This is a genomic window from Pseudoalteromonas luteoviolacea H33-S (genome assembly GCF_001625695.1).
Classification (GTDB): Bacteria; Pseudomonadota; Gammaproteobacteria; order Enterobacterales; family Alteromonadaceae; genus Pseudoalteromonas; species Pseudoalteromonas luteoviolacea_B.
On record NZ_AUXY01000035.1, the window covers coordinates 1 to 24,800 of the forward strand.

General features: G+C 40.7%; 26 protein-coding genes and 1 tRNA gene. 7 read left to right on the top strand and 20 right to left on the bottom strand.

What is annotated here, in order from left to right:
• Window positions 1-355: 355 nt before the first annotated feature.
• Window positions 356-1,294 (bottom strand): porin, encoded by a 939-nt coding sequence (locus tag N477_RS01745; protein ID WP_063360918.1) that lies wholly within the window; start codon window positions 1,292-1,294, stop codon window positions 356-358.
• A 165-nt stretch (window positions 1,295-1,459) separates the two neighbouring features.
• Complete coding sequence (locus N477_RS01750) at window positions 1,460-2,308, bottom strand: LysR family transcriptional regulator (protein WP_063360919.1); 849 nt, start codon at window positions 2,306-2,308, stop codon at window positions 1,460-1,462.
• An 84-nt stretch (window positions 2,309-2,392) separates the two neighbouring features.
• On the opposite strand from N477_RS01750, the gene N477_RS01755 reads away from it, so the two are divergent.
• Window positions 2,393-2,767: a DUF413 domain-containing protein gene (locus N477_RS01755; protein WP_063360920.1), complete on the top strand. Its 375-nt coding sequence runs from the start codon at window positions 2,393-2,395 to the stop codon at window positions 2,765-2,767.
• 178 nt (window positions 2,768-2,945) lie between these two features.
• Window positions 2,946-4,181 carry a response regulator gene (locus N477_RS01760; RefSeq protein WP_063360921.1) on the top strand — a complete coding sequence of 412 codons (1,236 nt, stop codon included), beginning with the start codon at window positions 2,946-2,948 and terminating at the stop codon, window positions 4,179-4,181.
• A 43-nt stretch (window positions 4,182-4,224) separates the two neighbouring features.
• Here the strand turns inward: N477_RS01760 and rarD are convergent, their stop codons facing one another.
• The gene (rarD, locus tag N477_RS01765) at window positions 4,225-5,127 is read right to left on the bottom strand and encodes an EamA family transporter RarD (RefSeq protein ID WP_063360922.1); all 903 of its coding nucleotides are present in this window, start codon (window positions 5,125-5,127) and stop codon (window positions 4,225-4,227) included.
• A 259-nt stretch (window positions 5,128-5,386) separates the two neighbouring features.
• On the opposite strand from rarD, the gene recQ reads away from it, so the two are divergent.
• The 3 genes from recQ to N477_RS01780 all read left to right on the top strand — a co-directional run bounded on the left by recQ (window position 5,387) and on the right by N477_RS01780 (window position 9,283).
• Window positions 5,387-7,210: a DNA helicase RecQ gene (recQ, locus tag N477_RS01770; protein ID WP_419555226.1), complete on the top strand. Its 1,824-nt coding sequence runs from the start codon at window positions 5,387-5,389 to the stop codon at window positions 7,208-7,210.
• A gap of 11 nt (window positions 7,211-7,221) precedes the next feature.
• Window positions 7,222-7,521, top strand: coding sequence for a DUF3630 family protein (locus N477_RS01775; RefSeq protein ID WP_063360923.1), 300 nt, complete (start codon window positions 7,222-7,224; stop codon window positions 7,519-7,521).
• A gap of 70 nt (window positions 7,522-7,591) precedes the next feature.
• The gene (locus N477_RS01780; RefSeq protein ID WP_063360924.1) at window positions 7,592-9,283 is read left to right on the top strand and encodes a ShlB/FhaC/HecB family hemolysin secretion/activation protein; all 1,692 of its coding nucleotides are present in this window, start codon (window positions 7,592-7,594) and stop codon (window positions 9,281-9,283) included.
• A 31-nt stretch (window positions 9,284-9,314) separates the two neighbouring features.
• Here the strand turns inward: N477_RS01780 and N477_RS01785 are convergent.
• Window positions 9,315-9,389 (bottom strand) — tRNA-Arg (locus tag N477_RS01785).
• Between the two features lie 209 nt (window positions 9,390-9,598).
• Here N477_RS01785 and N477_RS01790 point away from each other — a divergent pair.
• Window positions 9,599-9,781 carry a helix-turn-helix domain-containing protein gene (locus tag N477_RS01790; RefSeq protein WP_039611793.1) on the top strand — a complete coding sequence of 61 codons (183 nt, stop codon included), beginning with the start codon at window positions 9,599-9,601 and terminating at the stop codon, window positions 9,779-9,781.
• Between the two features lie 27 nt (window positions 9,782-9,808).
• Here the strand turns inward: N477_RS01790 and N477_RS01795 are convergent, their stop codons facing one another.
• The 16 genes from N477_RS01795 to trmJ all read right to left on the bottom strand — a co-directional run bounded on the left by N477_RS01795 (window position 9,809) and on the right by trmJ (window position 23,750).
• Window positions 9,809-10,624, bottom strand: coding sequence for a phosphotransferase (locus N477_RS01795; RefSeq protein WP_063360925.1), 816 nt, complete (start codon window positions 10,622-10,624; stop codon window positions 9,809-9,811).
• A complete protein-coding gene (pnuC, locus tag N477_RS01800) occupies window positions 10,611-11,231 on the bottom strand; it encodes a nicotinamide riboside transporter PnuC (RefSeq protein ID WP_063360926.1) in 621 nt (206 codons plus the stop codon). Before pnuC ends, N477_RS01795 begins: the two co-directional genes overlap by 14 nt.
• On the bottom strand, window positions 11,231-11,485 hold the full coding sequence (locus N477_RS01805) for a hypothetical protein (protein WP_063360927.1): 255 nt from the start codon (window positions 11,483-11,485) through the stop codon (window positions 11,231-11,233). Before N477_RS01805 ends, pnuC begins: the two co-directional genes overlap by 1 nt.
• 71 nt (window positions 11,486-11,556) lie before the next feature.
• Window positions 11,557-12,063 (bottom strand): nuclear transport factor 2 family protein, encoded by a 507-nt coding sequence (locus tag N477_RS01810; RefSeq protein WP_081216371.1) that lies wholly within the window; start codon window positions 12,061-12,063, stop codon window positions 11,557-11,559.
• A gap of 71 nt (window positions 12,064-12,134) precedes the next feature.
• Entirely contained in the window at window positions 12,135-13,508 is a 1,374-nt protein-coding gene (locus N477_RS01815) for a Gfo/Idh/MocA family protein (RefSeq protein ID WP_063360928.1), read from the bottom strand.
• 330 nt (window positions 13,509-13,838) lie between these two features.
• A complete protein-coding gene (locus tag N477_RS01820) occupies window positions 13,839-14,906 on the bottom strand; it encodes a phosphotransferase enzyme family protein (protein WP_063361145.1) in 1,068 nt (355 codons plus the stop codon).
• Between the two features lie 43 nt (window positions 14,907-14,949).
• Window positions 14,950-15,837 (bottom strand): sugar phosphate nucleotidyltransferase, encoded by an 888-nt coding sequence (locus N477_RS01825; protein ID WP_063360929.1) that lies wholly within the window; start codon window positions 15,835-15,837, stop codon window positions 14,950-14,952.
• A 137-nt stretch (window positions 15,838-15,974) separates the two neighbouring features.
• On the bottom strand, window positions 15,975-17,411 hold the full coding sequence (locus N477_RS01830; RefSeq protein WP_063361146.1) for an NAD-dependent succinate-semialdehyde dehydrogenase: 1,437 nt from the start codon (window positions 17,409-17,411) through the stop codon (window positions 15,975-15,977).
• A 67-nt stretch (window positions 17,412-17,478) separates the two neighbouring features.
• Window positions 17,479-17,817, bottom strand: a complete 339-nt coding sequence (gene fdx / locus N477_RS01835) for an ISC system 2Fe-2S type ferredoxin (protein ID WP_063360930.1) — start codon at window positions 17,815-17,817, stop codon at window positions 17,479-17,481.
• Between the two features lies 1 nt (window position 17,818).
• The gene (gene hscA / locus N477_RS01840; RefSeq protein WP_063360931.1) at window positions 17,819-19,681 is read right to left on the bottom strand and encodes a Fe-S protein assembly chaperone HscA; all 1,863 of its coding nucleotides are present in this window, start codon (window positions 19,679-19,681) and stop codon (window positions 17,819-17,821) included.
• Window positions 19,682-19,712: 31 nt separating this feature from the next.
• Window positions 19,713-20,237, bottom strand: coding sequence for a co-chaperone HscB (hscB, locus tag N477_RS01845; protein WP_039611801.1), 525 nt, complete (start codon window positions 20,235-20,237; stop codon window positions 19,713-19,715).
• 63 nt (window positions 20,238-20,300) lie between these two features.
• Complete coding sequence (gene iscA / locus N477_RS01850; RefSeq protein WP_039611802.1) at window positions 20,301-20,624, bottom strand: iron-sulfur cluster assembly protein IscA; 324 nt, start codon at window positions 20,622-20,624, stop codon at window positions 20,301-20,303.
• A 10-nt stretch (window positions 20,625-20,634) separates the two neighbouring features.
• The gene (iscU, locus tag N477_RS01855) at window positions 20,635-21,018 is read right to left on the bottom strand and encodes a Fe-S cluster assembly scaffold IscU (protein ID WP_023399923.1); all 384 of its coding nucleotides are present in this window, start codon (window positions 21,016-21,018) and stop codon (window positions 20,635-20,637) included.
• 57 nt (window positions 21,019-21,075) lie between these two features.
• Window positions 21,076-22,290, bottom strand: a complete 1,215-nt coding sequence (locus N477_RS01860) for an IscS subfamily cysteine desulfurase (RefSeq protein WP_039611804.1) — start codon at window positions 22,288-22,290, stop codon at window positions 21,076-21,078.
• A gap of 22 nt (window positions 22,291-22,312) precedes the next feature.
• Window positions 22,313-22,804, bottom strand: a complete 492-nt coding sequence (iscR, locus tag N477_RS01865; RefSeq protein WP_039611805.1) for a Fe-S cluster assembly transcriptional regulator IscR — start codon at window positions 22,802-22,804, stop codon at window positions 22,313-22,315.
• A 223-nt stretch (window positions 22,805-23,027) separates the two neighbouring features.
• Window positions 23,028-23,750, bottom strand: coding sequence for a tRNA (cytosine(32)/uridine(32)-2'-O)-methyltransferase TrmJ (gene trmJ, locus N477_RS01870; protein ID WP_063360932.1), 723 nt, complete (start codon window positions 23,748-23,750; stop codon window positions 23,028-23,030).
• A 182-nt stretch (window positions 23,751-23,932) separates the two neighbouring features.
• Between trmJ and suhB the strand changes: the two genes are divergently transcribed.
• Window positions 23,933-24,736 carry an inositol-1-monophosphatase gene (suhB, locus tag N477_RS01875; protein ID WP_039611807.1) on the top strand — a complete coding sequence of 268 codons (804 nt, stop codon included), beginning with the start codon at window positions 23,933-23,935 and terminating at the stop codon, window positions 24,734-24,736.
• The last annotated feature ends 64 nt before the right edge of the window (window positions 24,737-24,800 follow it).

Here is a 24,800-nt window from a genome sequence, read left to right on the forward strand (position 1 = left end):
AGAACAGTGTAACTAACTCTTGGTTAGTTACCGCAGCATTGCTGCGAAGTGGAGCGCCATATTAACCGCTTCACTTTTAAAGTCAACTAGAAAATTTAATTTTTTAATTAACCTTTCAATTTAACTTTAACCTTCACTTTGCTCTTTGCTTTTGTGCGTATTGCTCCGTGTCAGTGGTTGCGCATTATAGGGAGATTTGAGATTAGCGCAAGGGCTTTTTTGAATTAATCGAGGGCAACGCGTTCAATCGAACAAATAAAAAACAAGTAGGAAGTTATTTAAACAAAACCGCTTGAAATTAATAAGCCGTACCCTCGAAAGGATACGGTATGAAAGGAGTCAAATGAATACTTGATTAAAACTTGTATTCAATACCTAAACCTAAATAATCTTCTTCTGTTCCAGCATCTTCATCAACTGAAGAATAGAAGGCATATAGTTTTGTTGCTTTCGCTAGCTTATGGTCAATACCAATACTAATACCATCTACGTCTTTCGATGCGGCAGCATCGAAGTCAATCATTTGATACTGAATCTTAACTGTGTTTGCACCAAAGCTATATGCAGCATTTAATAGGAAACCATCAGCAGTGCCTGTTCCATCTACTTTTTCTTGTTTTTGATACATAGCACCCAGTTTTAAATCGTCTGTTGCTTTATACTGACCTGATAAACGCAGTGCATCATACCCTTTCACTTCACTGTCACCTGCAAGCGCAACATAGAACTTAGACTTTTTAAGCTTAGAATCACCATAAGTAATTGCGCCTGAGTAGCCATTTTCGCCGTCAGTACCATCTTCCGCAATAAATGTGCCTAAAACTTTAAAGCCGTTGTAGCTTGCAGATTTAAATGAAAGTGAATCTCCTAGGCGGTTTTCACCTTTCCAAATATTTTTGATATCTGCTTCTAAGTCATTAAATTGATCAAGCTTACCTTGAGAAAGTTTAAATGCAGTGTCATTACGACCAATTACAACTTCACCATATTTGCCTTTTAAACCGACATATTGGTTACGAGCTGTAATATTGTCATCATCCCCTTTTGAGTCAGCATCTGATACATCAACTTGGAATTCTAGCTTGTAGATTACTTCAAGTCCTGAGTCTAACTTTTCAGAACCTTTAAAACCAAAACGTGAAGCATTGCTTTTCACTTCAGTAAATGAGCCGTCTCCTTCATCAGAAGATTGTACAGACAAGTTAGCTTTACCATATACATCAACATCGGCATAAGCGTTCAAAGATAGACCACTAAGAATCGAAAGTAGTAATGCTGATTTGGTCAGTTTCATGTGTATTTCCTCAATATCGCAACACGTAATTTATTAGACAGGCGCAGTCTGCCAGTACTAAGTGACAGAAATATTACACACAAAATAAAAATGACATTTTATTGAAACTGAAAATTCAGCTCTGTGTCATAAATAGGTAATCTTAAGTAAAACACTAAATTGAGTTTACTCAGCAATCGAAGCTAATAGATTTACGACTGTTTCTATGTGCTCTAACTGCTCATTCCCTTTATGATACGCAACATAAACATCTCGAAAGCAGCACTCCACAGATTCAACAAAAAACAGCTGTTGCTTTTGCATGAAATCTGCCGCGAGCTGCTTAGGCAAAAATGCTGAACCACCACATTGCAAAATAAGCTCTAGGGCAATACGTCCAGTGCTCGTGCGAAAATATGGAGGCTTCCCCCCATCACATCGCTTCGTATGCCAAAGTGAAAACGCGTTTCCCCAATCGACATACACATACTGCTTGCCAAAAAAGTCATCTTTATTTGTATATTTAAAAGTACTGACTGGAATTATAGACAAATTTTTAACTTGTCTAACGATTAATTCATCTACCTTTGGAGGGTCAAATAGCACTGCTATATCTAAAGCTCGCTCTAACAGCAACCGGACACACTCTTGCTGAGCTCTCACTTCTGCCACCAATGACACATCTGGCATTGATGAGACAATCTGGTTAATACCAAAATGTAAATAGGCATCCCACACATTAGCCGTACCAGAAAGTGAGAGCTGTTGCTGCCTATTATTTGCCAATGCCACATCCATTTTTGCTCTATGCATTGCAGTTAAAAGCATCTTTGCATGAGACAAAAACCTTTCCCCGGGGACCGTTAACTGAATGTTATTCCGTTGACGTACAAATAACTCGACACCTAAGTTTTGCTCAAGCTGCCTAATCCTAAAGCTCACAGCAGATTGTGTAATATACAAGTTTTCTGCTGCACGCCCAAAATGACGAGTTTGTGAAACTTCGACAAAAGTTTTTAATAGTTCCTTATCCATTCCCCTACCTTTCTATCAAAATTATTCGTTTAAAAAAGCGGCTTTGTTGGTTCATACTTTTTCAAACAATGTGAGGAAAACATCATGGATATGACTATAGCTGAATTAAAAGAAGCTTTTGCTGCACCTAAGCCCTTTTATGATGATAAGAACTTCCCTAGAGGATTTTCTAGAAGTGGACACTTTACATTATTGGAGTCAGAGCTTTTGCAACAACACGGATACCTCTTGACGCAGTTATTTGAGCAAAAACTTAAGCCCAAAAACACGACCCAGCAGCAGTTTGTTATTACATTTTTAAATCATAAGCAGCCTACTAACCGCATCGAGAAGGTTTGGGCAAAGTATTTAGACTTAACGACCCGCAAACACAAAGTACATACTTTAAGTATCCAAAAGCCACTTGCTCATGTTCAAAATAAAAGCGAACCGCAAGAGGTTGAACCAAGCCTTGAGTAACTTTAATTAAAAATACAGATGCTCTATTAGAATTAGTAAAAACGCTGTTTGTTGATAGAGTTTCTTTTGAATGCTGATTTTTAATTTAGGTCTTTAGATATGAATCTTAATTTCTTCATTGCTTTTTTAGCACTTTCAGTTAAAACTGAAGTAAAGAAAAGCTCTTAAGGTTGTGCATGTGTTGAGAAAAGTGCTGATAATAGAAGACACACCAACTATCGCAAAAGTCCAAAAACACATCGCAAGTTCAGTCGGGTACGATGTTGATGTGGCCACGACGCTGGAAAGCGCAAAGCGACTCATCAACGACCACAACTATTTCTGTGCTGTTGTAGATTTTGTATTGCCCGATGCAGCTAACGGCGAAGCCATCCCCTATACAGTCAAAGCAAATATTCCTACAATCGTGATGACGGGAAACTTAGAATCAAGTACCCGAGATACAGTTGATAAATACCCAGTCATTGATTACATCACCAAAGAAAACAAGCAAGCCTATCAGTATCTAAAAAGGCAACTACAACGGCTACCGCGAAACGAGCAAGTTAAAGTACTTGTTGTTGATGATTCAGCTGCCACTAGAAGACATATTAGCTCATTGTTGCAAAGGCATAAGTATCAAGTTTACGTCGCTGAAGATGGGATAAAGGCGTTAGCAACTTTGAATGATCACCCGGATATAGATGTCATTATTACAGATAATGAAATGCCAAATATGCGTGGTGAAGAGCTTTGCGCAGAAATAAGGCGCTTATACAGCAATGACGATAAAGCAATCATTGGTATTTCAGGCACAGACAATGCCTACTTGTCAGCGCGTTTTTTGAAAAGCGGTGCAAATGATTATTTACGTAAACCTTTTAACCCCGAAGAATTTTATTGCAGGCTAAGCCAAAACGTCGATATGTTAGAAAACATAGCCACAATTCGGCGCCAAGCTAACACCGATTATTTAACCCAGTTACCAAATAGGCGATATTTTTTTGAACACGCAAGTAAGCAATTAACAATGAATAGCCGCCAAAATCATGGCTGTATGTTAGCCATGGTTGACATTGACTTCTTTAAAAAAATAAATGACCAGCACGGACATGATGCTGGTGATAAAGTACTGCAATCTATTGGTGAGTGTTTCGAAAAATTCTTTGAACACGATTTATACGCAAGGCTCGGCGGAGAAGAGTTTGCAGTATTATTCCGTTCACAAGACAGTCAGAAAAATACTCAACAATTAGAACAATTCAGACTATTTTTAGAAAAAAATAGTAGCTCTTTGACGCCTTACCATATTCCATTTACCGTCTCAATTGGTGTTGCAGACAAAGTAATCGAAAGCATCGACCCCTTAATAAAAATTGCAGACGAAAAGCTTTACATAGCGAAAGAATCTGGACGAAATCAAATAGCCTTCTAATTAAACATTGGTGTGAGTTAGAAGGCCACATATCACGAAAAGTTTATTGCATAGTTGAACTATTCGACTTACTTGCTTTCAACGAGTCAAAGCTAAAAAGTAACAACGCGCCCCAGATAAAAGCAAAGGTCACAGCTCTTTCCATATCAAATGATTCACCATAAAAAATAACGGCTAACATAAGCATTAAACTTGGCCCGATATACTGGAAAAAGCCCAGTGTAGAGTACGGCAGCCTTTTTGCCGCAGCTGTAAAGCTTAGCAATGGCAGTGTTGTTACCACACCTGCGGCAATAAGTAGCAAGTTTAGCTCTAAACTGTTGGTAAACATATCACTTGTCGGGCTAGGCATCATAACAAACCAATAAATGGCGGCTATTGGGAGTAGAATGGCTGATTCAATCAACAGTCCTGATAAGGACTCCACTGCCATTTTTTTCCTTAAGAGGCCATATATTGCAAAAGAGCATGCCAGCGAAACAGCAATATAAGGGAAAGACCCAAAGCTAATCAATTGCACCAAGACTCCCGTAGATGCAAGCAATACAGCAACCTTTTGAGCAGCTCTTAACCTTTCAGATAAAAATAGCATGCCAAGAAAAACATTTAATAGAGGGTTAATGTAGTAACCTAAGCTTGCATCAAGCATGTAACCGTTATTAACCGCCCATATGAACAATCCCCAGTTAAAGCCAAGTAATAATGCGGTAACTGTAAGCATCATTAAGAGCTTAGGGTTAACCAAAATACTACGCACTTTACGCCAATTATTTCGAAGCCCTATTACAACCAACACAAAAAGAACGGACCATACGACACGGTGCACAAGGATTTCGAGCGCGTCAACTTGCTCGATAGACTTAAAATAGATAGGTGCTAAGCCCCACATAATAAAGGCGAGTGTTGCATATATATAGCCTTGCTTCGCCTGAGAATCACCCGTCATTTCACTTCCCCAATTACCACCCATATGCGATGAAGGCGAGCATTATACAGATATAAAGAGGTATCACCATGCTGGTTTAAAATTAACACTAACTAGGTAAGCATTGCGTTCTTTACAATGGTGTATCGTTCTCCTGCCATCAAAACTCCTTCTATACCTTTTGACATATACATCCCTGCAATTAGATTTGATTAAAAGTCCCGCAGGCCGACTTAAGAATAAGCATAAAAGGAAGACAATTACACTAAAACACTCTAAAATGCGCGCAATGGAAACGCTAGCAACTCAACAATCGTTAACGCCCAAATCGGTGCTGAAAGAGTATTTCGGCTACACCACATTCCGTACGGGACAACAAGAAACTATCGAAGCATGCCTCAGTGGGCGTGACAGCTTAGTATTACTTCCAACTGGCGGAGGCAAATCTCTATGCTATCAAGTCCCAGCACTGATGCTACCTGGGGTAACTATCGTTATCTCTCCCCTTATTTCTCTTATGCAGGACCAAGTAGCTCAATTACAAGCACAAGGTATTGCCGCTGAGTTTGTGAATAACAGTGTTGAGTGGCAGCAGCAGCAGCAAATCTATCAGCGACTGCACGCTGGTGAAATAAAACTGCTTTATGTTGCTCCAGAAAAAGTATTACAAAGAGAGTTTTTAGAACGCTTAAGTAGCTTACCGTTAGCCTTGTTCGCTATTGATGAAGCGCATTGCGTATCTCATTGGGGGCACGACTTTCGACCTCATTATTGTCGGCTTAATGAGTTAAAGCAAGCGTTCCCAACCGTGCCCACCATGGCATTGACTGCAACAGCTGATATGGCAACGAGAAATGACATAGTTCAGCAGCTGCAATTAAACAACCCATTTATCCATACCGGCAGTTTTGATCGTCCAAATATACGCTACACAATTGAAGAAAAGTTCAAACCACTTTCTCAGTTAATGCGATATTTAAAAACTCAGAAAGGCCAGAGCGGGATCATTTATTGTTCTAGCCGAAGGCGAGTAGATGAAATCGCTGAAAAACTGTCTGAAGGTGGGTTTAACGCTGCAGCGTATCATGCTGGCATGGACAATGAACAACGTCAATTTGTACAAAATGCGTTTGCGCGAGACGATGTACAAATTGTTGTTGCAACAGTTGCATTTGGCATGGGGATCAACAAACCCAATGTCAGATTCGTCCTGCACTACGATATTCCCAAAAGCATAGAGTCTTATTATCAAGAGACTGGACGAGCAGGCAGAGATGGGCTTGCGGCAGAAGCCATCATGTACTTTGATCCTGCCGATATCGGTCGAGTCAGACGTTTCTTTGAAGATATTCCTAATGAGCAACGCCGCAAAGTCGAACAGCAAAGATTTAATGCCATGGCTAACTTCGCTGAAGCGCAAACTTGCCGTCGACAGATATTATTAAATTATTTTAGTGAATATCAAAGAGAGCCTTGTGGTAACTGTGATATTTGTTTGAATCCGCCCAAACACTTTGATGCAACCATCGTTGCACAAAAGGCTTTATCTTGTGTATACCGAGCTGAACAACGTTTTGGATTGGGCTATATCGTGGACTTGTTGCGTGGCGCTAACACCGCGCGGATCCGTGACAATCAACATCACAATCTTAGTACATACGGTATAGGTAAAGACCAAAGCAATGAATATTGGTTGAGCGTGTTAAGACAGCTTATACACCATGGCTTATTATCTCAAGACATTACACAAGGCGCGACTTTAAAACTTACAGAAGCAGCCAGAGCAGTATTAAAAGGCGAGTATGTATTAAACTTGGCTGAACCGAGATTGCAAGCCAGTCACGTATATCAAGATAAACTCGCTCAGTTTAATTATGATAGGAAACTCTTTGCAAAACTTCGTAGCCTGCGCAAAGAGTTGGCAGATCAGGATGATGTGCCACCTTATGTTGTATTTAATGATAAAACACTTGCAGAAATGGCTCAGAAAATGCCAACAGATGACAGTGACTTCTTAAAAGTGTCAGGTGTCGGTTTTACCAAGCTCACGAAATATGGTGCGCCATTTATGCAATTAATTCGCAATTATTTAGCCGCAGAATAGCAGAGGACCGCATGACGAATATCATTCAGCTAGATGATGAAAATACCTTGCAAGTCATACCGAGTTTGTTTCCTGATAGTGATGATTTTGAATTATGGGGAAGTATATTTCTTGCAATTGATAAGTTGCAAACGATAGAGTTTAACGAAGGTGCAGACCGCCACCAATGGCGCTTTTCTTATTTACAGCAATCATTTTCACTCAACTTTGAATATTACAGCGAAAGCATTTGGATCACACCAGAAGGCACTGAAGCAACAAATCTGTTATCTAGCCTCCATGAACACTTTTGTTTGAATTTACAACAATAAGATAGACTTGCCTAAGCAGGTATGCCTAACATAAGCCATACTGATTATAACAGTGGCGTTAGGCGTATTTATGGTGATATTCAGGTTCTGCTTTTTTGTTTTTTTAATAAACACTGCATCGAGTGCAGTCATAACGGTCTCGGCACATGATCACTCGACATCAGAAAACCACTGTACAACTGACACAAAAACACAACATAACTACAGTTTAGAGCTCAGCTCTGAGTATTCCTTACCAAATAAAAAGAATGCCAAGATCAGTGCTATTGAACTTCATCAACTCAATGTCTTCGATACTTCACTACCAGAAGAAGACAATGCCTTATTTCGATTTGCAAATAGATCGCATATTACAACCAAACCTGATGTAATAAAAAGTGTCTTATTATTTAGTGAACACAGCGACTATGACCCGCAACTTTTAATCGAGTCTGAACGATTGCTTCGACAGCAGTCTTATCTTTACGATGCTAGAGTATTTGCTAATGAAGACTGTAATGGAGATATCATAGTTACTGTGGTGACACGTGACCTTTGGACTCTGTTACCAGATCTGAGCTTTAGCCGCAGTGGTGGTGAAAATTCAAGTCGCATAGGCTTTAGAGAAAGCAATCTATTTGGCTATGGCAAGCGACTGTCATTGACACACATAGAAGATGCGGACCGAAGCGGTTATTTATTTGTTTATGATGACCCAAATATATTATCTTCCCGGTATCAAGGGAGACTTGAGTACTCAGACAATGACGATGGTGAACGCCATCATATTGGCGTTAACTATCCCTTTTTCTCAACACATACACCAAAAAGCTATGGCGTCTTCAACTATGGTAACAAACGTATTGAACCTTTATATGAAAATGGAGAAACGGTCTCTGAGTTTGAACAAGACTCGCAAGTTAGCCAAGTTTACTACGGTATTGGTAAAGCAATACATACCAACTGGACGCGCAGAATCATTTTTGGCTACCGAGAACAACAAGATGAATTCAGACAAGTAAAAGAAACTAACCTACCGATTGCTGAGCAGCGAAAACTCAGTTACCCCTATTTTCAAGTGCAGTGGCTACAAACTGAATACATTAAAGTCAGAAATTTTGATTCGATTTACCGTACTGAAGATTTGAATTTAGGCTGGAATATAAATACACAAGTTGGTTATTCAGATGAGTCTATTAGCAATGATGATACAAGGTGGGTATTCAACACGACTCTCAGCAAAACCCACTACACCAGCACAAAAAGCCTATTGAGAATGAATTTTATCCTAGATGGATACTGGAACCTTGAAAATGATGAAGCGGAAAACCTCATTACGCAGCTCAACTTAGAATATCACTTCAATTCAGGTAACTATCAGTCTTGGTACACTCAACTTAACATCACACACGGCAAACACCTCACAGAGGACAAGCAGTTAACACTCGGTGGTGAAACAGGTTTAAGAGGATTTCCTGCACGATACTTACAAGGAGATAGACGTATCATTTTAAACATCGAAAAAAGATACTATTGGGAATATGACCTTTTCCAGCTATTTAAAATTGGCGGTGCCGCATACTTTGATATCGGTCGTGTCGATGGAAAAACCTTATTTAACGCAAATCATAAGTTTTATAAGAACGTTGGGTTTGGTATAAGGATGGCACCGAGCAGAGCAAACTCAGGCTTAGTCTTGCATTTAGACTTAGCGGCCCCTATAGACAAGCCTGAAGGGGTTGATAACTTGCAGTGGCACTTTACGGTGAAAAATCGATTTTAAGATTAAGAAAATAGATACAATGCAGTTTAACTGGCGCTCTCGACAGGGATCGAACCTGTAACTTAGCTTCCGGAGAGCCACGTGATATCCATTTCACCACGAGAGCACAGTACTTTAAGCCGCTCCATAATAATCACATCTCCATTGAAATACCAGCTTCGATGCGTTTGTATGCTTATTTATTAAACTAAATACGAAAAAACATTACTAACTACGCCAAAAGTCATATATTTAGCTATGATTAAAGTTCAAAAATAATAAATGTAATTAGATCTTAGTAGCTAAGCTACCAACATCATCTTGAGGATTTGTATTATGACCCCTATGACCACTGAGCAAGTTGCTGAATTTTTAAGTGTAAAAGTGGAGCGTGTTAGGCGCCTGGCAAGAGAAAACTTGCTCGTTGCCAAAGAGCATGATGAAAATGGAGAGCCAATTTTTGACAAGGAAGATGTTGAAAAGTATAAAGAGTTAGCCAAAAGGCTAGGCGGGATATAACTTACAATGCCTCGTTAAGCGTTCTCTTCACGGGGCAAAATTTAAATTCTGTCTATCACACCATGTAGTAAATCGCTTCTCTAATACAATGAACTCATCTTTCATTTCCCTCTCTTTATACCAAGCAATACAAAGCAACAAATAAACGCCTATGTATACGTCTAGTTTATCCTTAGCGTAACTAGGTACTGAGGTACCATTAAAAGCGAAATACCGGGCTAACACCTCTGATAATTGGCTAGGGGATAGGTCAAAAGAACAACTTAACGCTGCCAAATCAAAGAACAGGTCGTTCGCCTGCGCGTATTCGAAATCAATAAAACGTAGGCCAACAACCGTATTCAAGATATTTTCTTTGACTAAGTCATTGTGGCAGTAACGTACATCAGTCGGAAAAAAGCACAACTGCTCAATTAAATAATTTCCAATCTGCGAAAAAGAAAGCCGTGCAGATGCTTGTTTTACTTCTGCTTGTAAATCTAGTGGAACCACGTCTGTGCAAGAGTAACGATGAACTTCTGTAAGTGACTCTATTAGCTCACTTTGAAATGTAATTGGCCCTTCCACCACTGTTAAATATTCAAATATAGCAACCCTTTCACTCTCATCTATACTTATCACTTTTTGAGTTAACCCTTGCTGCGCAAAGCTATTTTGCGCAGCAAGTGCTGTCATTGGGATTTCATTGTCAAAAGCTTTCAATAAGTACGCATAATTATCCACTTCAAAATAAAAGTTGATATTACTAAGCCCTTTATCCAACTTGTAAATACGCGCAATGCTTTTTCCCGGAAACAGTTTTCGCAATACGGCCAAGGCGCTGTTTAAATCAAAGCTGCGCAAGGGGTTTGCCTTCTCTGTTACTATGCTCTTCGTACCACTTCATATAACCCCAACATGCCATAAAGGTATAAAAAACATATAATGCAAGCGTTGGGTAGTAGCCTTTTAGGTAATAAAGGTACATTGATGCAGCATCAATCACCACCCAATACAGCCAATTCTCGAGGACTTTTTTTGCCACGAGGTAGGTTGTTACCACAGCAAAGCAAGTCGTAAAGCTGTCCAAATAGGGTAAATCAGCATGGGTATAATTGTCTGTCATATATCCCATAAATACAGCAATACAAGCAGTTACGATAATTATTTGAAAATGTCGAAAAAACGACCAGGAGACTATTTTTGAATCTGTATTTTTATTTCCAGAACGCCACATCCACCATCCTACAAAGGCCATAACCAAGTAGTAAAAGTGCAACAAAGACTCCATAAGTAGCGCACCATTCCAATACATAATGGTGTATATGAATGTACTAAAAAATGCGGCAGGCCAGCACCAGATATTTTCTTTTATCGCTAATAGTAAATAGAGTATCGATAGTACAACTGCGAGATACTCCCAATTGGACATCGCAGTAAACCCCGCTAGAGTTTGAGTGATAAATTCCATTATGCCTCAGGAGATAAGTCGCCAGAAATAAACTTGCAAACAAAAATGCATTTACCAAACTGCTCAAATGATGCTTTCATTTCAGTCTGAATGACAGACATCACCACATCATAATCCCCAAAAACCTGCGTCGACATGGTATTTGTAATTACTTTTAAGTTTTCGTGTTGATTAAGACGCTCAATAAAAGCTTTAATAAATGGAATATAATCAGAATGAAGTGGGTACTTACTAATTTCAACAGAGAGTTTCATTGAGAGTCCTAACTTTAAGAATCAAATTAAATTGCTCAGCAGTTTACATGTAAAAGCGTTACATAGGAAAATTATCTTATCTTTGGCATATTCAAATTAGACGCATTTGTCACAAAACTTCTTGGAAAGTAGTTGATCCAGTCTTGCTGGTAATTAATCAGTCCTTGCTGATTAAAACGCAGCACTGTTGTAAAGCGCCATGGACCAAGACTCTCTCCACCATAAACAAATGGGTTAAATTGACCACGTAAAACAACCGTTTGTTCTTCCACAGATATAATGGTTTGCTCAATAGAAATCGTTTTTTTCGAATCTAAAACCCTAATAGGCTCTTTATCCCAATTAAAAAAGCTCGCTAACTGGCGCTTATTCTGTACTTTATGTCCATACATCATATCTTCAAGCACCACACTCTCAGCATAAAGCGATAAAAAATACTGAAAATCACTTCTTGCTTGGTAGGCCTTAATGTAATCCTCAGTCAACTTTGTAAGCCTAGAATGATTGAGCTCTGTGGTTGTGCTAACACATCCCGAAAGCTGGAGCAGTAATATTAAAAACACAATGCGTGCAAACAATTGCTTTCTCCTCAAGTATAGTAGTTACAATATTTAAGTATAAAAAAAGCGCCTTTCAAGCGCTTTCTCAATTATGCTCCAACGATACCTAAAGGCGTTGCTGTTTTCCATTGCCCCCGAGTAAAATCAGGTATTGAAACAGATTCACTTCGGTTAGCGACAGACTGTGCAGACAGCGGAGAAATCACCGACCATGCTGCGCCATCATAGACATCTTGATCAAGCGGCTCGCCGTTCCTAAGACAATAAATCATTCGCCAAAACATCAAAAAGTCCATACCACCATGGCCGCCGTTACGCTCAGCTTCTTTGCCCATTTTAACCCACAGCGGATGATCGTATTTACCATACCAATAATTCATGTCTTCATCCCAGTCGTGGAATGTTCCTCTTCCACCTTGCTCTAACGCTATTCTATTCGGGAAGCCCGCAAAAACACCATTAGTCCCCTGAATAAGGTTATGGCGAGAGTATGGGCGAGGTGTCGTCGTATCGTGTTGAACAACAATAGAGCGGCCTTTAACGGTTTTAATCATAGTGGTATTCATATCACCACAAATGTAGTCCAATTTATTACGTTGATGATCTGTAGGGAACTCTCTTTGAGCATAGGCTGCACGGCCTAATGCTGGTGAACTCATTGAAGTTAAGTAATCAAACCTGTCACCACGGTTAATATTCATGTACTGAGAAACGGGCCCTAAACCATGAGTCGGATACAGGTTTCCATCCCTTCTTGTGTGCCACTCAGTGCGCCAAGAACCTGTCTTGTGCTCTAACTCTTTCATCTGCCAACGTAGCTCATGTATGTAAGCTGCTTCACCGTGCAATAACTCGCCAAAAATGCCTTGGCGAACCATATTAAGCACCATCAGCTCATCTCGGCCATAATTGACGTTTTCCATCATCATACAGTTTTTCTGTGTCCGCTCAGCGGTATCCACAATTTGCCACATCTCTTCCACAGTCAATGCAAGAGGTACTTCAACAAATGCATGTTTTCCGCTTTCCATTGTGTCTATGGCCATTGGCGCATGCCACTTCCAAGGTGTTGAAATAATCACAATATCAATGTCTTCACGCGCTAACATCTCTTTGTATGCAAACTCACCAGCTCCATACAAGGCAGGCTTTTTAAGGCCCTTATCAGTTAAAAACTTTGCAGAGCGATCCAAAACTTCTTGATGTGTATCACAAATTGCGACTATTTCAGCGCCGTCAATGTGACTCATACGTTTAACATGGCCATAACCGCGCTGCCCGACACCAATAAACGCAACTCGTACAATATCCATTTTAGGGGCTACAAGCCCAATGACAGATTTACCTTTTGGATTTGTTGTTAATGTACTTTGTCCATTGGTTTGTGCACAGCCTGCTACTACACCTGCTGCGGCAGCTACACCTGCAGCTTTTAGAAAATGTCTTCTGTTAATATGCGTCATCAAAAATCCTAAATTACAGCTTTATTTATTATTTATTGCTTTTTAAGTATGGATAGCCTTTTCAGCACAATGCTCTCTATCTGCATTTTACTTAAAATACTTTTCATTATGACAACGCTATCTTATGCGACAACAAGAAGCAAAGAGATGCGATTAAATGAATAGAAATTCTTTACCTATAAGAACTAAACTTATTCGGTATATGGAGGTGTTAGCAATGAAGGTATTGGTAAAAACGTCTTTCAACGCTAGGGTAAAGTAATTAGGCTTCTTAGTAGAAAAGCCCGATGACAAAGTCACCAGGCATAATAAATATAATAACTAATTTGATTAGCTGATTAACGCACTTAATAACTTTTCTTTACGTAAAATGTCTTGATAAAGCGCAAACTGGTTTTGTGCTCTTTCTAAGTTATGCTGTTCATGCTTTGTTGAAAAGTAATTATCACCGTCCAAATAATCCGTTAGGAAGCGTATACCAATCATTAATGGCATCACTTTAGCGCCTAAAATTAAGCTTTCCCTCTCTACATCGGTTAGCTTGTCAGAAACCTCTGCTATATAGCCTTTGACAATTGCTTCAAAGATTTCAACTCGCACTACAACATTATCTAAATTGGTTGAATCTTCAGCCTCTGGAGAGCAAAAAGTTCGTACCATATCACCAAAATCATACAGCCAATAACCAGGCATACAGGTATCTAAGTCAATAACTGCTTTGGCTTTATTAGTAGAAGCATCAAAAAGCATATTGTTAATTTTAGTATCGTTGTGACAAACGCGAAGTGGTAGTGCCGCTTCGATCTGTTTCACTTCCTGTGCAAGGTCAAATTGTGATTGGCAAAACTCAATATCTTTTAAGCAGCTTGAAACTCTGCCTACAGGATCTTGCTTGATAATTGCTTGAAGGTTTTCAATTCTCATAGCTAAATTATGAAAATTAGGGATTACTGGGAACAACTGTTTGGCATCAAAATCATTTAAAGCACTAGCAAAGCAACCGAATGCACCGGCCGCCGTCTGGGCTTTTACGACACAATCAACAACATCTTCACTGTAGCTCTTACCAATAAACTCAAGCGCTCGCCAAACTTCTCCTTGATACTCAACCAAAAAACATCCGGAGTTTGTTGGTACGTGCTTAATTATGCCAAGCTCATAAGCTTTCACTTTTGACTTAGCAACTAAATGCTGCTCTATTTGACGCGCATTTTCTACTAGCTTTGCAGGCTCAGGAAATACCGTAGTATTAAGTTTTTGAACCACTAAAACGCGTTCACTATCTGTTAAAAGCATTGTGGTATTAATATGACCACTACCAATAGGCTTCATCGATATTTCTTCACCGCATAAACCAAACTGTAATGCCAAATGTTCGGCGATCGAACGATATTCCATACTAACCCTATAAACTGGCTTTTTAACTAAACTTGCGGTTAACTCATCCGTGACGTAGTTCATATATTTTTCCTGCGACACTATCTAATTCTTCTTTATAAGTAACACCAAACCACTCATCTTTCGTTGTATAAACTCGAACGGTGGCACGGCCTAAATTTATCATATGCTGAATACAATCGGGAAGATAATACTCTTTTTTGACATCGCTGTCATGAGATTCTAAGAATTGGTCAAACTGAGGCTCTAACTTGTCAAAAACTGATTGAGTGACTCCCCAACATGTCATTGAAACAAGACTATCCTCTTCAATGAGCCTCTCTACATTGTTAAATACACCGACATAACCTTCGTCCACTTGACGTATGTTTAAGTATTCATGCACTTGCGTAAGGTAGTTTTCAGACAAAGCACATATACCTCTATTAACACCGCCAAGTTCTGACATTGTCTGTGTTAAAGGATAGGCTACTATGGCCATTTCGCTAGTATTTTGATCTGTATTACAAAAATGTGCACACAGCTGAACGAATGCACCTGCCCCATAATAGTCATCAGCAGTAATCACTATGGCGTTACCATCAATGAATGGTTTAGCACACAACAAAGCATGCCCTGTTCCCCATGGCTTTGTGCGTTTGTCTGCTATATTTTTAAATCTTGATGGCACCATATCAATTGATTGCTCAACCAAATCTACTTTCATAGATTTTGGTAGCCTAGGTATAATGACACGCTCTATTACGGGCCTGACTGTTTCATTTATCACTAAAACAGCATGACGAACACCGGCTGCATAGGCATCCTCTATACTGAGTTCCATGATTGTTCTACCTATTTTAGGTAGTTCAGCAACTTGCTTACCTCCGCCAAAGCGGGTACCTAACCCGCCAGCAAGGACAACCAATGTAGGTAGTTCTGCGCTTGTCATTTAAATTTAATTCAAAGTTGAAAACTGACGGGCAGTCTACCTAGCTTTTTTACAAAATTAAAGCAATTGCAATAATTGCATTGTTCCAAAAACACTTTTTTCGATAAAGTGAATGATTTTATAATTAAAATCATTTTTTATATGTACTGACAAAAATACTTTGTCTCTAGATACTCATCGATACCCTCGATACCACCCTCTCTACCCAAGCCTGACTCTTTCATTCCCCCAAAAGGCGCGGCGGGGTTAGAAATGGCACCTTCATTAATGCCAACCATACCGAAGTTTAGCGCTTTAGAAACACGTGATACCTGCTTCATGCTTGCCGAATAAACATATGCAGCTAATCCAGCATCAACTGCATTTGCCAATGAGGTAACTTGAGACTCAGAATCAAACTCAATAATACTAACTACAGGTGCAAATACCTCACTGTGGAATAGTTTCATATCTGGAACAACCCTATCTAGTATCACTGGCGACATAAAAGCTCCAGTTTGCAGTTCTTCAGTATTTTTAACACTATAGTTTGCGCCTGCTGCAATCGCATCTGCCACCAATTCACTGGCTCTAGCTTTCGCAGCCTGATTAATTAGAGGTCCAATATCTGAGTCTGCAATTAAACCATTACCAACTTTAAGGGAATCAACACGGCGTATAAGTTGTTCTAGAAACTCTGCTTTGATATTACGATGAACAAACACCCGATTTGCTGCAATGCAGGTTTGCCCAGCATTACGGAACTTCGCAATCATTAGCCCATCAATGGCAGACTCAATATTGGCACTATCAAAGACAATAAACGGTGCATTACCGCCTAGCTCTAACGAAGCACGCTTCATAGTATCTACACACTGAGCGTAGAGTAACTTGCCGACATGAGTTGAGCCTGTAAAAGTGAGTTTTCTAATGATTTTTTTGCTATTTAGATGCCTAATAAGTACCTGTGGATTATCACTCACTAAAACTTGAAATGCGCCCTGCTCCATCCCCGCTTGAAGCGCTAATTTTGCCAACTCAATGGCACTTAATGGAGTCAGCTCTGACGGTTTTAAAACAAAGCTGCACCCCGCAGCATAAGCAGGCGCGACCTTTCGGGTCACCATCGCCAAAGGAAAATTCCATGGCGTTATCCCAAGCACCACGCCAACGCCTTGCTTATGGGTGGTAATTTGATGATTCGGTGTGTGTGCAGGTACGACAGTGCCGCAAACCCTTTCTGCCTGCTGAGCAAACCAACGTACATAACCTGCCGCATATGCAACCTCAGCCTTGGACTCTTGTATCGGCTTACCTTGCTCCAAAGTTACCAGCTCAGCTAGGCGAGATTGGTTGTCCATGATCAGTTGATACCACTTATAGAGTATATTGCTACGTGCTTGAGCTGTTGTTGTTTTCAGTTGCTCAAAACAGTCGCTGGCAACCTCTACAGCAAAGTCAGCCTCGACTGTATTGACTTGCGTTACGTGAGCCAATAATGAATCATCAGCTGGATTGCGCACAGATAATAGCTCATGACTATGATGGTCTGCTCCATTGATGACCGAGTACGCGGTTTGTCCTTTTTTAAACATCATTCTATGCTCCAAACAAAAAAGGCTGTAGTGGTTAGCTACAGCCTTTCAAAACATTGTTTATGAATTAGTGCTCTTCATTAACGATATTAAGATTATACTTTGGTATCTCTACCACCAGATCTTCATCGCTAATGACGGCTTGGCAACCTAGGCGCGATTCAGGCTCTAAACCCCATGCCTTATCCAGCATGTCATCTTCAAGCTCATCGCTTTCTTCCATTGAGTCAAAGCCTTCTCTGATCACAACATGACACGTTGTACACGCACATGACTTTTCACATGCATGAGGAATACTGATCCCATTTTTTAACGCGACATCTAATACTGTATCGCCAGATTTTGCATCAATTGCTACGCCCTCAGGACAAAGCTCTTCATGGGGTAAAAAGATAATTTGTGGCATATTAAACCTCGTCTACTGACTGACCTTGCAGTGCCTGTTTGATTGATACATCCATGCGGCGAGATGCAAATTCACTACTTGCTTCATCTACCACTTCAATTGCATGCTTAATTGCATCTGGATCAGACGCATTTTGGCGTTTGTCATCTAACATCGCCATAGCCTCTCTTAGGCTATTTAACTCTTGTTCATTTAATAAAGCTGATTCTGTTGCCAAAGATGCCTCTAACGCTTCAAGTACTCTGAGTGCTTCAACTTGCTGCTCTTTGAGCATACGCGCCTGCATATCCTCTTTGGCAAAACTCATTGAGTCTTGTAGCATTTGAGCAACTTGGTCATCACTTAAACCAAATGATGGTTTAACTTGGATATCTGCTTGTACACCCGTTGACTTCTCACTTGCTGAAACGCTCAATAAACCATCGGCATCGACTTTAAAAGTCACCCGAATGTGTGCAGCGCCTGCAGCCATCGCCGGAATGCCTTTGAGGCTGAATTTCGCCAGTGAGCGGCAATCATCAACCAACTCGCGCTCACCCTGCAAGACATGTAGTGACATCGCCGTTTGGCCATCCTTAAACGTCGTGAACTCCTGTGCACGCGCGACTGGAATAGTTGTATTGCGAGGAATGATCTTCTCTACCAAGCCACCCATGGTTTCTAAACCTAAAGATAGCGGTAAAACATCCAATAGCAGCATATCTGAATCAGGTTTGTTGCCCGCTAAGATATCCGCTTGAATGGCCGCGCCAATTGCAACCACACGATCAGGGTCAATTGACGTGAGTGGTTCTTTTTCAAAAAACTCACCAACCGCTTCACGAATAACTGGCATACGCGTTGAGCCGCCCACCATCACCGCTTCTAAGACTTCTTCTTTACTCACATCCGCATCTTTTAATGCTCTACGACATGCACGTAATGTCTGTTTTACAAGCGGCGCAACAAGCTCAGCAAATTGACCACGCGTAACAGACACTAAATGTTCTTCAGCGCGAAGTTCAAGCTTTACATTGACCGTTTCATACCCACTCAACGCTTCTTTACAGGCTTTGGCTTTTTGAATAAGTAAACGCAGCTCTTGTGGTGTTAATTCACTCAGTTGTAATGTTGACTTAAAATGTTCAACAAGCACTGCGTCAAAGTCATCACCGCCTAAGCTTGAATCACCACCCGTTGCCAATACTTCAAAGACACCTTGGTTTAAGCGCAGAATTGAAATATCAAAGGTACCACCGCCCAAGTCATAAACAGCAATCACACCTTCTTGACCAGAGTCCAAACCGTAAGCGACAGCGGCTGCTGTTGGTTCATTTAATAGGCGTAGCACTTTTAAACCTGCGATTTCTGCAGCATCTTTAGTGCTTTGTCTTTGCGCATCATCAAAATAAGCAGGTACCGTAATTACGCTTCCCACAATTTCTTGTCCAGCAAAGCTGTCTGTTGCTCTTTGATGTAATGATTTTAAAATTTCAGCAGATGCTTGAATTGGATTGATTGGACCAGCCACAGTGTTTACAGCCAGTGCACCTTGGTGCTCAACGAACTCATAAGGCAAGTTTTGATAACGTGAGGTTACTTCTGAAACGGATTTACCTAAAAAGCGTTTCACTGAAATAAGCGTATTTGTTGGGTCTTCTACAGCAGCTTGCTGCGCTTGTTGGCCAACAGTCACGCTGTCTGCATGATATCTAACAACAGAAGGCAACATGGCTTCGCCATTAATATCCGCTAGCGCTCTGGCTTCACCACTTTGTACTGTGGCCACCAAAGAGTTAGTAGTACCTAAGTCGATACCTATTGCCAATTTATGTTCGTGAGGTGCCGCGCTCTGCCCCGGCTCAGCAATTTGCAATAATGCCATAGTACTCTTTTACTTAAGTGGTGACGCTAGATTAATCGAAAAGGCTATCTTCTATGCGAGACAGCTCTTCACGTAGTTTATATATGAATTTTAACTTGCGAATATTATCAGCTGCAACTTCTAATACAGCAGTATCTTGGCTCACAAGCTGCTCTGCAAGTTGCGCACTATACTGTGTATCTAACTGTTTAATCTGCGCCTCGAATGCATCAATTTCATCTTCAGGGTCACTGCTATGCTGAATGTCTTCCAGCGCTTCCCTCAGCTCCATCTGCTGCATTAAAAATACAGGGTCTTGCAATGTTTGCTGCTCAGCTCGAATGTCGACACCTTGCTCACTTAGCATATACTCAGCGCGCTTAGCTGGGTGTTTTAACACAGCTAGAGCATCATTGATCTCAGATGTCTTCTGTACAGCCACTAATTTTTCACGTTCACTTTTTCCAGCAAACTTATCAGGGTGTACTGCGCGTTGTAATTCTAAATAACGCTGATTTAACAGGGTTAAATCCACGTCATAGTTCACTGGTAAATTAAATAATTCAAAATATCGCATAAGGACCTAATACAGCAAAGCCCTACCAAGGCAGGGCTTTAGCAAACTATCTATTACAGATGGTTAAACGGTGAAGCTTTCACCACAGCCACATTCGTCTTTCTGATTCGGGTTAATAAACTTAAACCCCTCGTTAAGACCTTCTTTGGTGTAATCAAGCTGAGTACCGTCAATATAAACTAAGCTTTTTGCATCAACGATGATTTTTACGCCCATTTCTTCGAACACTTCATCGCCTTCTGCAAGCTCATCAACGAATTCGAGTACATACGCAAGACCTGAGCAACCAGTCGTTTTAATACCAACTCGCAGGCCTAGACCTTTTCCTCGGTTTGCAAGGAATGTCTGCACACGATTTGCAGCTGCTTCAGTTAATGTCACTGCCATAATTTATCTCTTACTTCGCTTGCTTATTTTTATAGTCTGCAATTGCAGCCTGAATTGCATCTTCTGCAAGGATTGAACAGTGGATTTTTACAGGCGGTAGCTCAAGCTCTGCTGTAATATCTGTGTTCTTGATTTCAGCAGCTTGGTCTAATGTTTTACCTTTCACCCACTCTGTCACTAGAGAAGATGAAGCAATCGCACTGCCACAGCCATATGTTTTAAATTTTGCGTCTTCAATAACACCTTCATCAGACACTTTAATTTGTAGCTTCATCACGTCACCACAAGCTGGCGCGCCAACCATACCAGTTGCTACATTAGGGTCGTTTTTATCCAACGTACCTACGTTACGTGGGTTTTCCACGTGGTCAATTACTTTATCACTATATGCCATAACTCTTTCCTCACTAACCGCTTATATACTTGCTACAGTCCATACAAGCTGTCTTGTTTAATGGTGTGCCCATTCAACTGAATCTAAATCAATACCGTCTTTAAACATTTCCCACAGAGGAGACATTTCTCTCAAACGACCAATCGAGTCTTTGATAAGTTTGATGGTGTAATCAATTTCTTCTTCTGTAGTAAAACGGCCAATACTGAAACGAATTGAGCTGTGTGCTAACTCATCGTTACGGCCTAATGCACGAAGTACATAAGACGGTTCAAGGCTTGCAGATGTACAAGCAGAACCTGATGATACTGCAATATCTTTTACAGCCATCAGAAGTGACTCACCTTCAACATAGTTAAAGCTGATGTTTACAATACCTGGTACAGATTGGTCGACAGTGCCATTAAAGTACACTTCTTCCATATCCATGATGCCATCGATCAGACGCTGGCGAAGTGCGCTGATGTGTGCATAATCTTTTTCGAAATCTTCTTTTGCAATACGAAAAGCAGAACCCATGCCTACAATTTGGTGTGTCGCAAGAGTACCTGAACGCATACCACGCTCATGACCACCGCCGTGCATTTGTGCTTCTAAACGTGCGCGAGGCTTACGGCGAACATATAATGCGCCGATACCTTTTGGACCATACGCTTTGTGGCCTGAGAATGACATGAAATCAACTTTAAGCTGCTTCATATCAATCGCTACTTTACCTGCGCTTTGTGCACCATCAACGTGGAACATAATTTTACGTTCACGACACATCTCACCAATTGTTGCGATGTCTTGAATAACACCTAGCTCGTTATTTACGTGCATGACACTGATTAAAATAGTGTCTTCGCGAATTTCATCTTCAAGCTTTTTCAGGTCTAACAGGCCGTTTTCTTCAACGTCCATATAAGTTACTTCAAAACCTTGACGCTCAAGCTCACGACACGTGTCGATAACCGCTTTGTGCTCAGTTTTTACTGTGATGATGTGCTTGCCTTTCTTCTGATAGAAGTTCGCAGCACCTTTAATTGCTAGGTTGTTTGACTCAGTCGCACCAGATGTGAATACGATTTCGCGCGGGTCAGCATTAATTAAATCAGCGATATCATTACGCGCTTGGTCAATAAGTTCTTCGGCCTGCCAACCAAAACGGTGTGAACGGGACGCAGGATTACCAAAGTTACCATCCATTGTCAGGCATTGCATCATTTCATCTGCAACACGCTGATCAACCGGCGTGGTTGCAGCATAATCTAAATATATCGGTAATTTCATTTCTTTCTCCGCTAGACGCCAATTATAATTGGCAACTCACTTGAATATTATCTAATTGCTTCATCGCATCGCTTACGTTTCTATCCTGACGTGATGCAACTGATTGCACATCAGAGTTTGAAACAAGCTCGGCAAGGGAAATACTGTTTAAAAATTCTTCTATTCGCACACTTAAATCGGACCATAGCGTGTGTGTCAGGCAACGCATACCGCTTTGGCAACCACCGCCTTCACCGTGACATCGAGTTGCATCAACAGACTCGTCCACCGCATTAATCACATCACCAACAGAAATCGTATGTGCATCGCGACCCAGTAAATAGCCACCACCTGGACCTCTCACTGAGCTCACGAGTCCATTTTTACGAAGACGTGCGAATAATTGTTCTAAATATGATAGAGATATTTCCTGACGTTCAGAAATATCTGCCAGAGGCACAGGGCCAATATTGGCATGCAACGCAACATCGAGCATTGCAGTTACCGCATACCTGCCTTTTGAAGTCAGTTTCATACGCGCCTCTAGGTTACCTTCATCAAATGCCGCAAATTGTAATTACCTGACTAAGATAGTCAAGTATTAACGACATCTATTGCTTATAAAATAAGTTACTACTTACTCAGTGTCTTTACTCAAATACCTGACTAATTTAATCAGGTATTATTGGTATTGTAATTACCCGAGTAATTTAGTCAAGTATTACTGTGATGAAAGTATCTAATCTTGATACATTGCTTTATTTTGTCGATTTATTCACCGAGCTCAGAATACCACGTAGGATATTCAACTCTTGATCTTCAGGTCTTGCACGGTTGAATAGGCGTTTTAGTTTGGTCATCACCATGCCTGGGTGCTGCTTAACAATAAAGCCTGTATCGTTTAGCGTTGACTCAAGGTGCTCATAGAATAAAGCCATTTGCTCTGATGTTGGGTATTTCGTATCGTCTTCTTCGGGCTTGGCATCTTGCGTATCTAAGAAGGTCATGCGCGTTTCATACGCTAATGTTTGCACTGCCATAGCCAAATTCAATGAACTATATTCAGGATTCGCCGGAATACAGACGTGATAATTACATAACTGCAACTCTTCATTGGTCAAACCGCTATTTTCTCGACCAAACACGAGCGCCACAGGACCGTCATTAGACTCTGCGACCAACTTCTGTGCACACTCTCTTGGGTCTACCATCGGCCAAGATAAAGTACGAGAACGCGCGCTGGTACCTATAACTAAACTACAATCCGCAATAGCATCTTCAAGCTTATCGACAGTGACAGCATCACCAAGTACATCTGTTGCACCCGCAGCCAACGCGCTCGCGTGACTATCTACCTCGCAAGCAGGATCTACTAAGTACAGTTTTGAAAAGCCCATGGTTTTCATTGCGCGCGCAACTGAGCCAATATTTCCAGAGTGTGAAGTATTCACAAGTACGATTCTAATATCTTGTAATGCCATGCTATTTATCTCAGACAAAAATAATGGCGTAGTTTACCATAGGTTGACAGGATCAAACCACCAAACCATTTGAACAAAAAAACACCAACCTTTTTATTGCAAAGTTATTTACTTTATCGAAAAAATAGCTAGAATACGCCGGCTCAAAAAATTTAGTTCTTTTACAATTCAAAGGTAATGCTATGCATCCAATGTTAAACATTGCGGTACGCGCTGCGCGTAACGCGGGTAAAGTGATCTTACGTGCAACTGAAGATCTGTCTCAAGTTGAAGCGACTCAAAAAGGTACAAACGACTTCGTGACAAGTGTTGATACTGAAGCTGAACGAGTGATCCGAGACACTATTTTAAAATCTTACCCTGACCACGCAATCGTTGGAGAAGAACTTGGCCACACTGATGGCAAAGATAATGATTACCTTTGGGTTATCGATCCACTTGATGGCACAACTAACTTCATCAAGGGTATCCCTCACTTCGCAATCTCAATTGCACTTAAAGTTAAAGGCCGTGTAGAACAGGCTGTTATCTATGATCCAGTTCGCAGCGAATTATTCACCGCTTCTCGTGGTCAAGGCGCACAGTTAAACAACAAACGTATTCGTGTAACGAAAAGCAACGAACTGGCTGGCAGCGTATTAGCGACAGGTTTCCCATTCAAACAAAAGCACCACTTAGATGCATACACAGAAGCATTTAAAGCGCTATTCATTCATACAGCGGACATCCGTCGTGCAGGTTCTGCCGCACTAGATATGGCATATGTTGCAGCTGGTCGTATTGACGGTTTTTATGAAATTGGTCTTAAGCCATGGGATACAGCGGCAGGTGAGCTATTAGTAAAAGAAGCTGGCGGCATGTTAATGGACTTTGCAGGTGGTGCAAACTACAACAACAGCGGTAACATCATTTGTGGTGCACCGAAGCTGTGCCAAGCAATTGTTAAAGAGATCCGCCCTGTACTAACAGAGTCTCTGCTTAAATAAGCAAACGCATTCTTTGAATACGAAAAACCCAGGCACAGCCTGGGTTTTTTATTTACAAATAAAA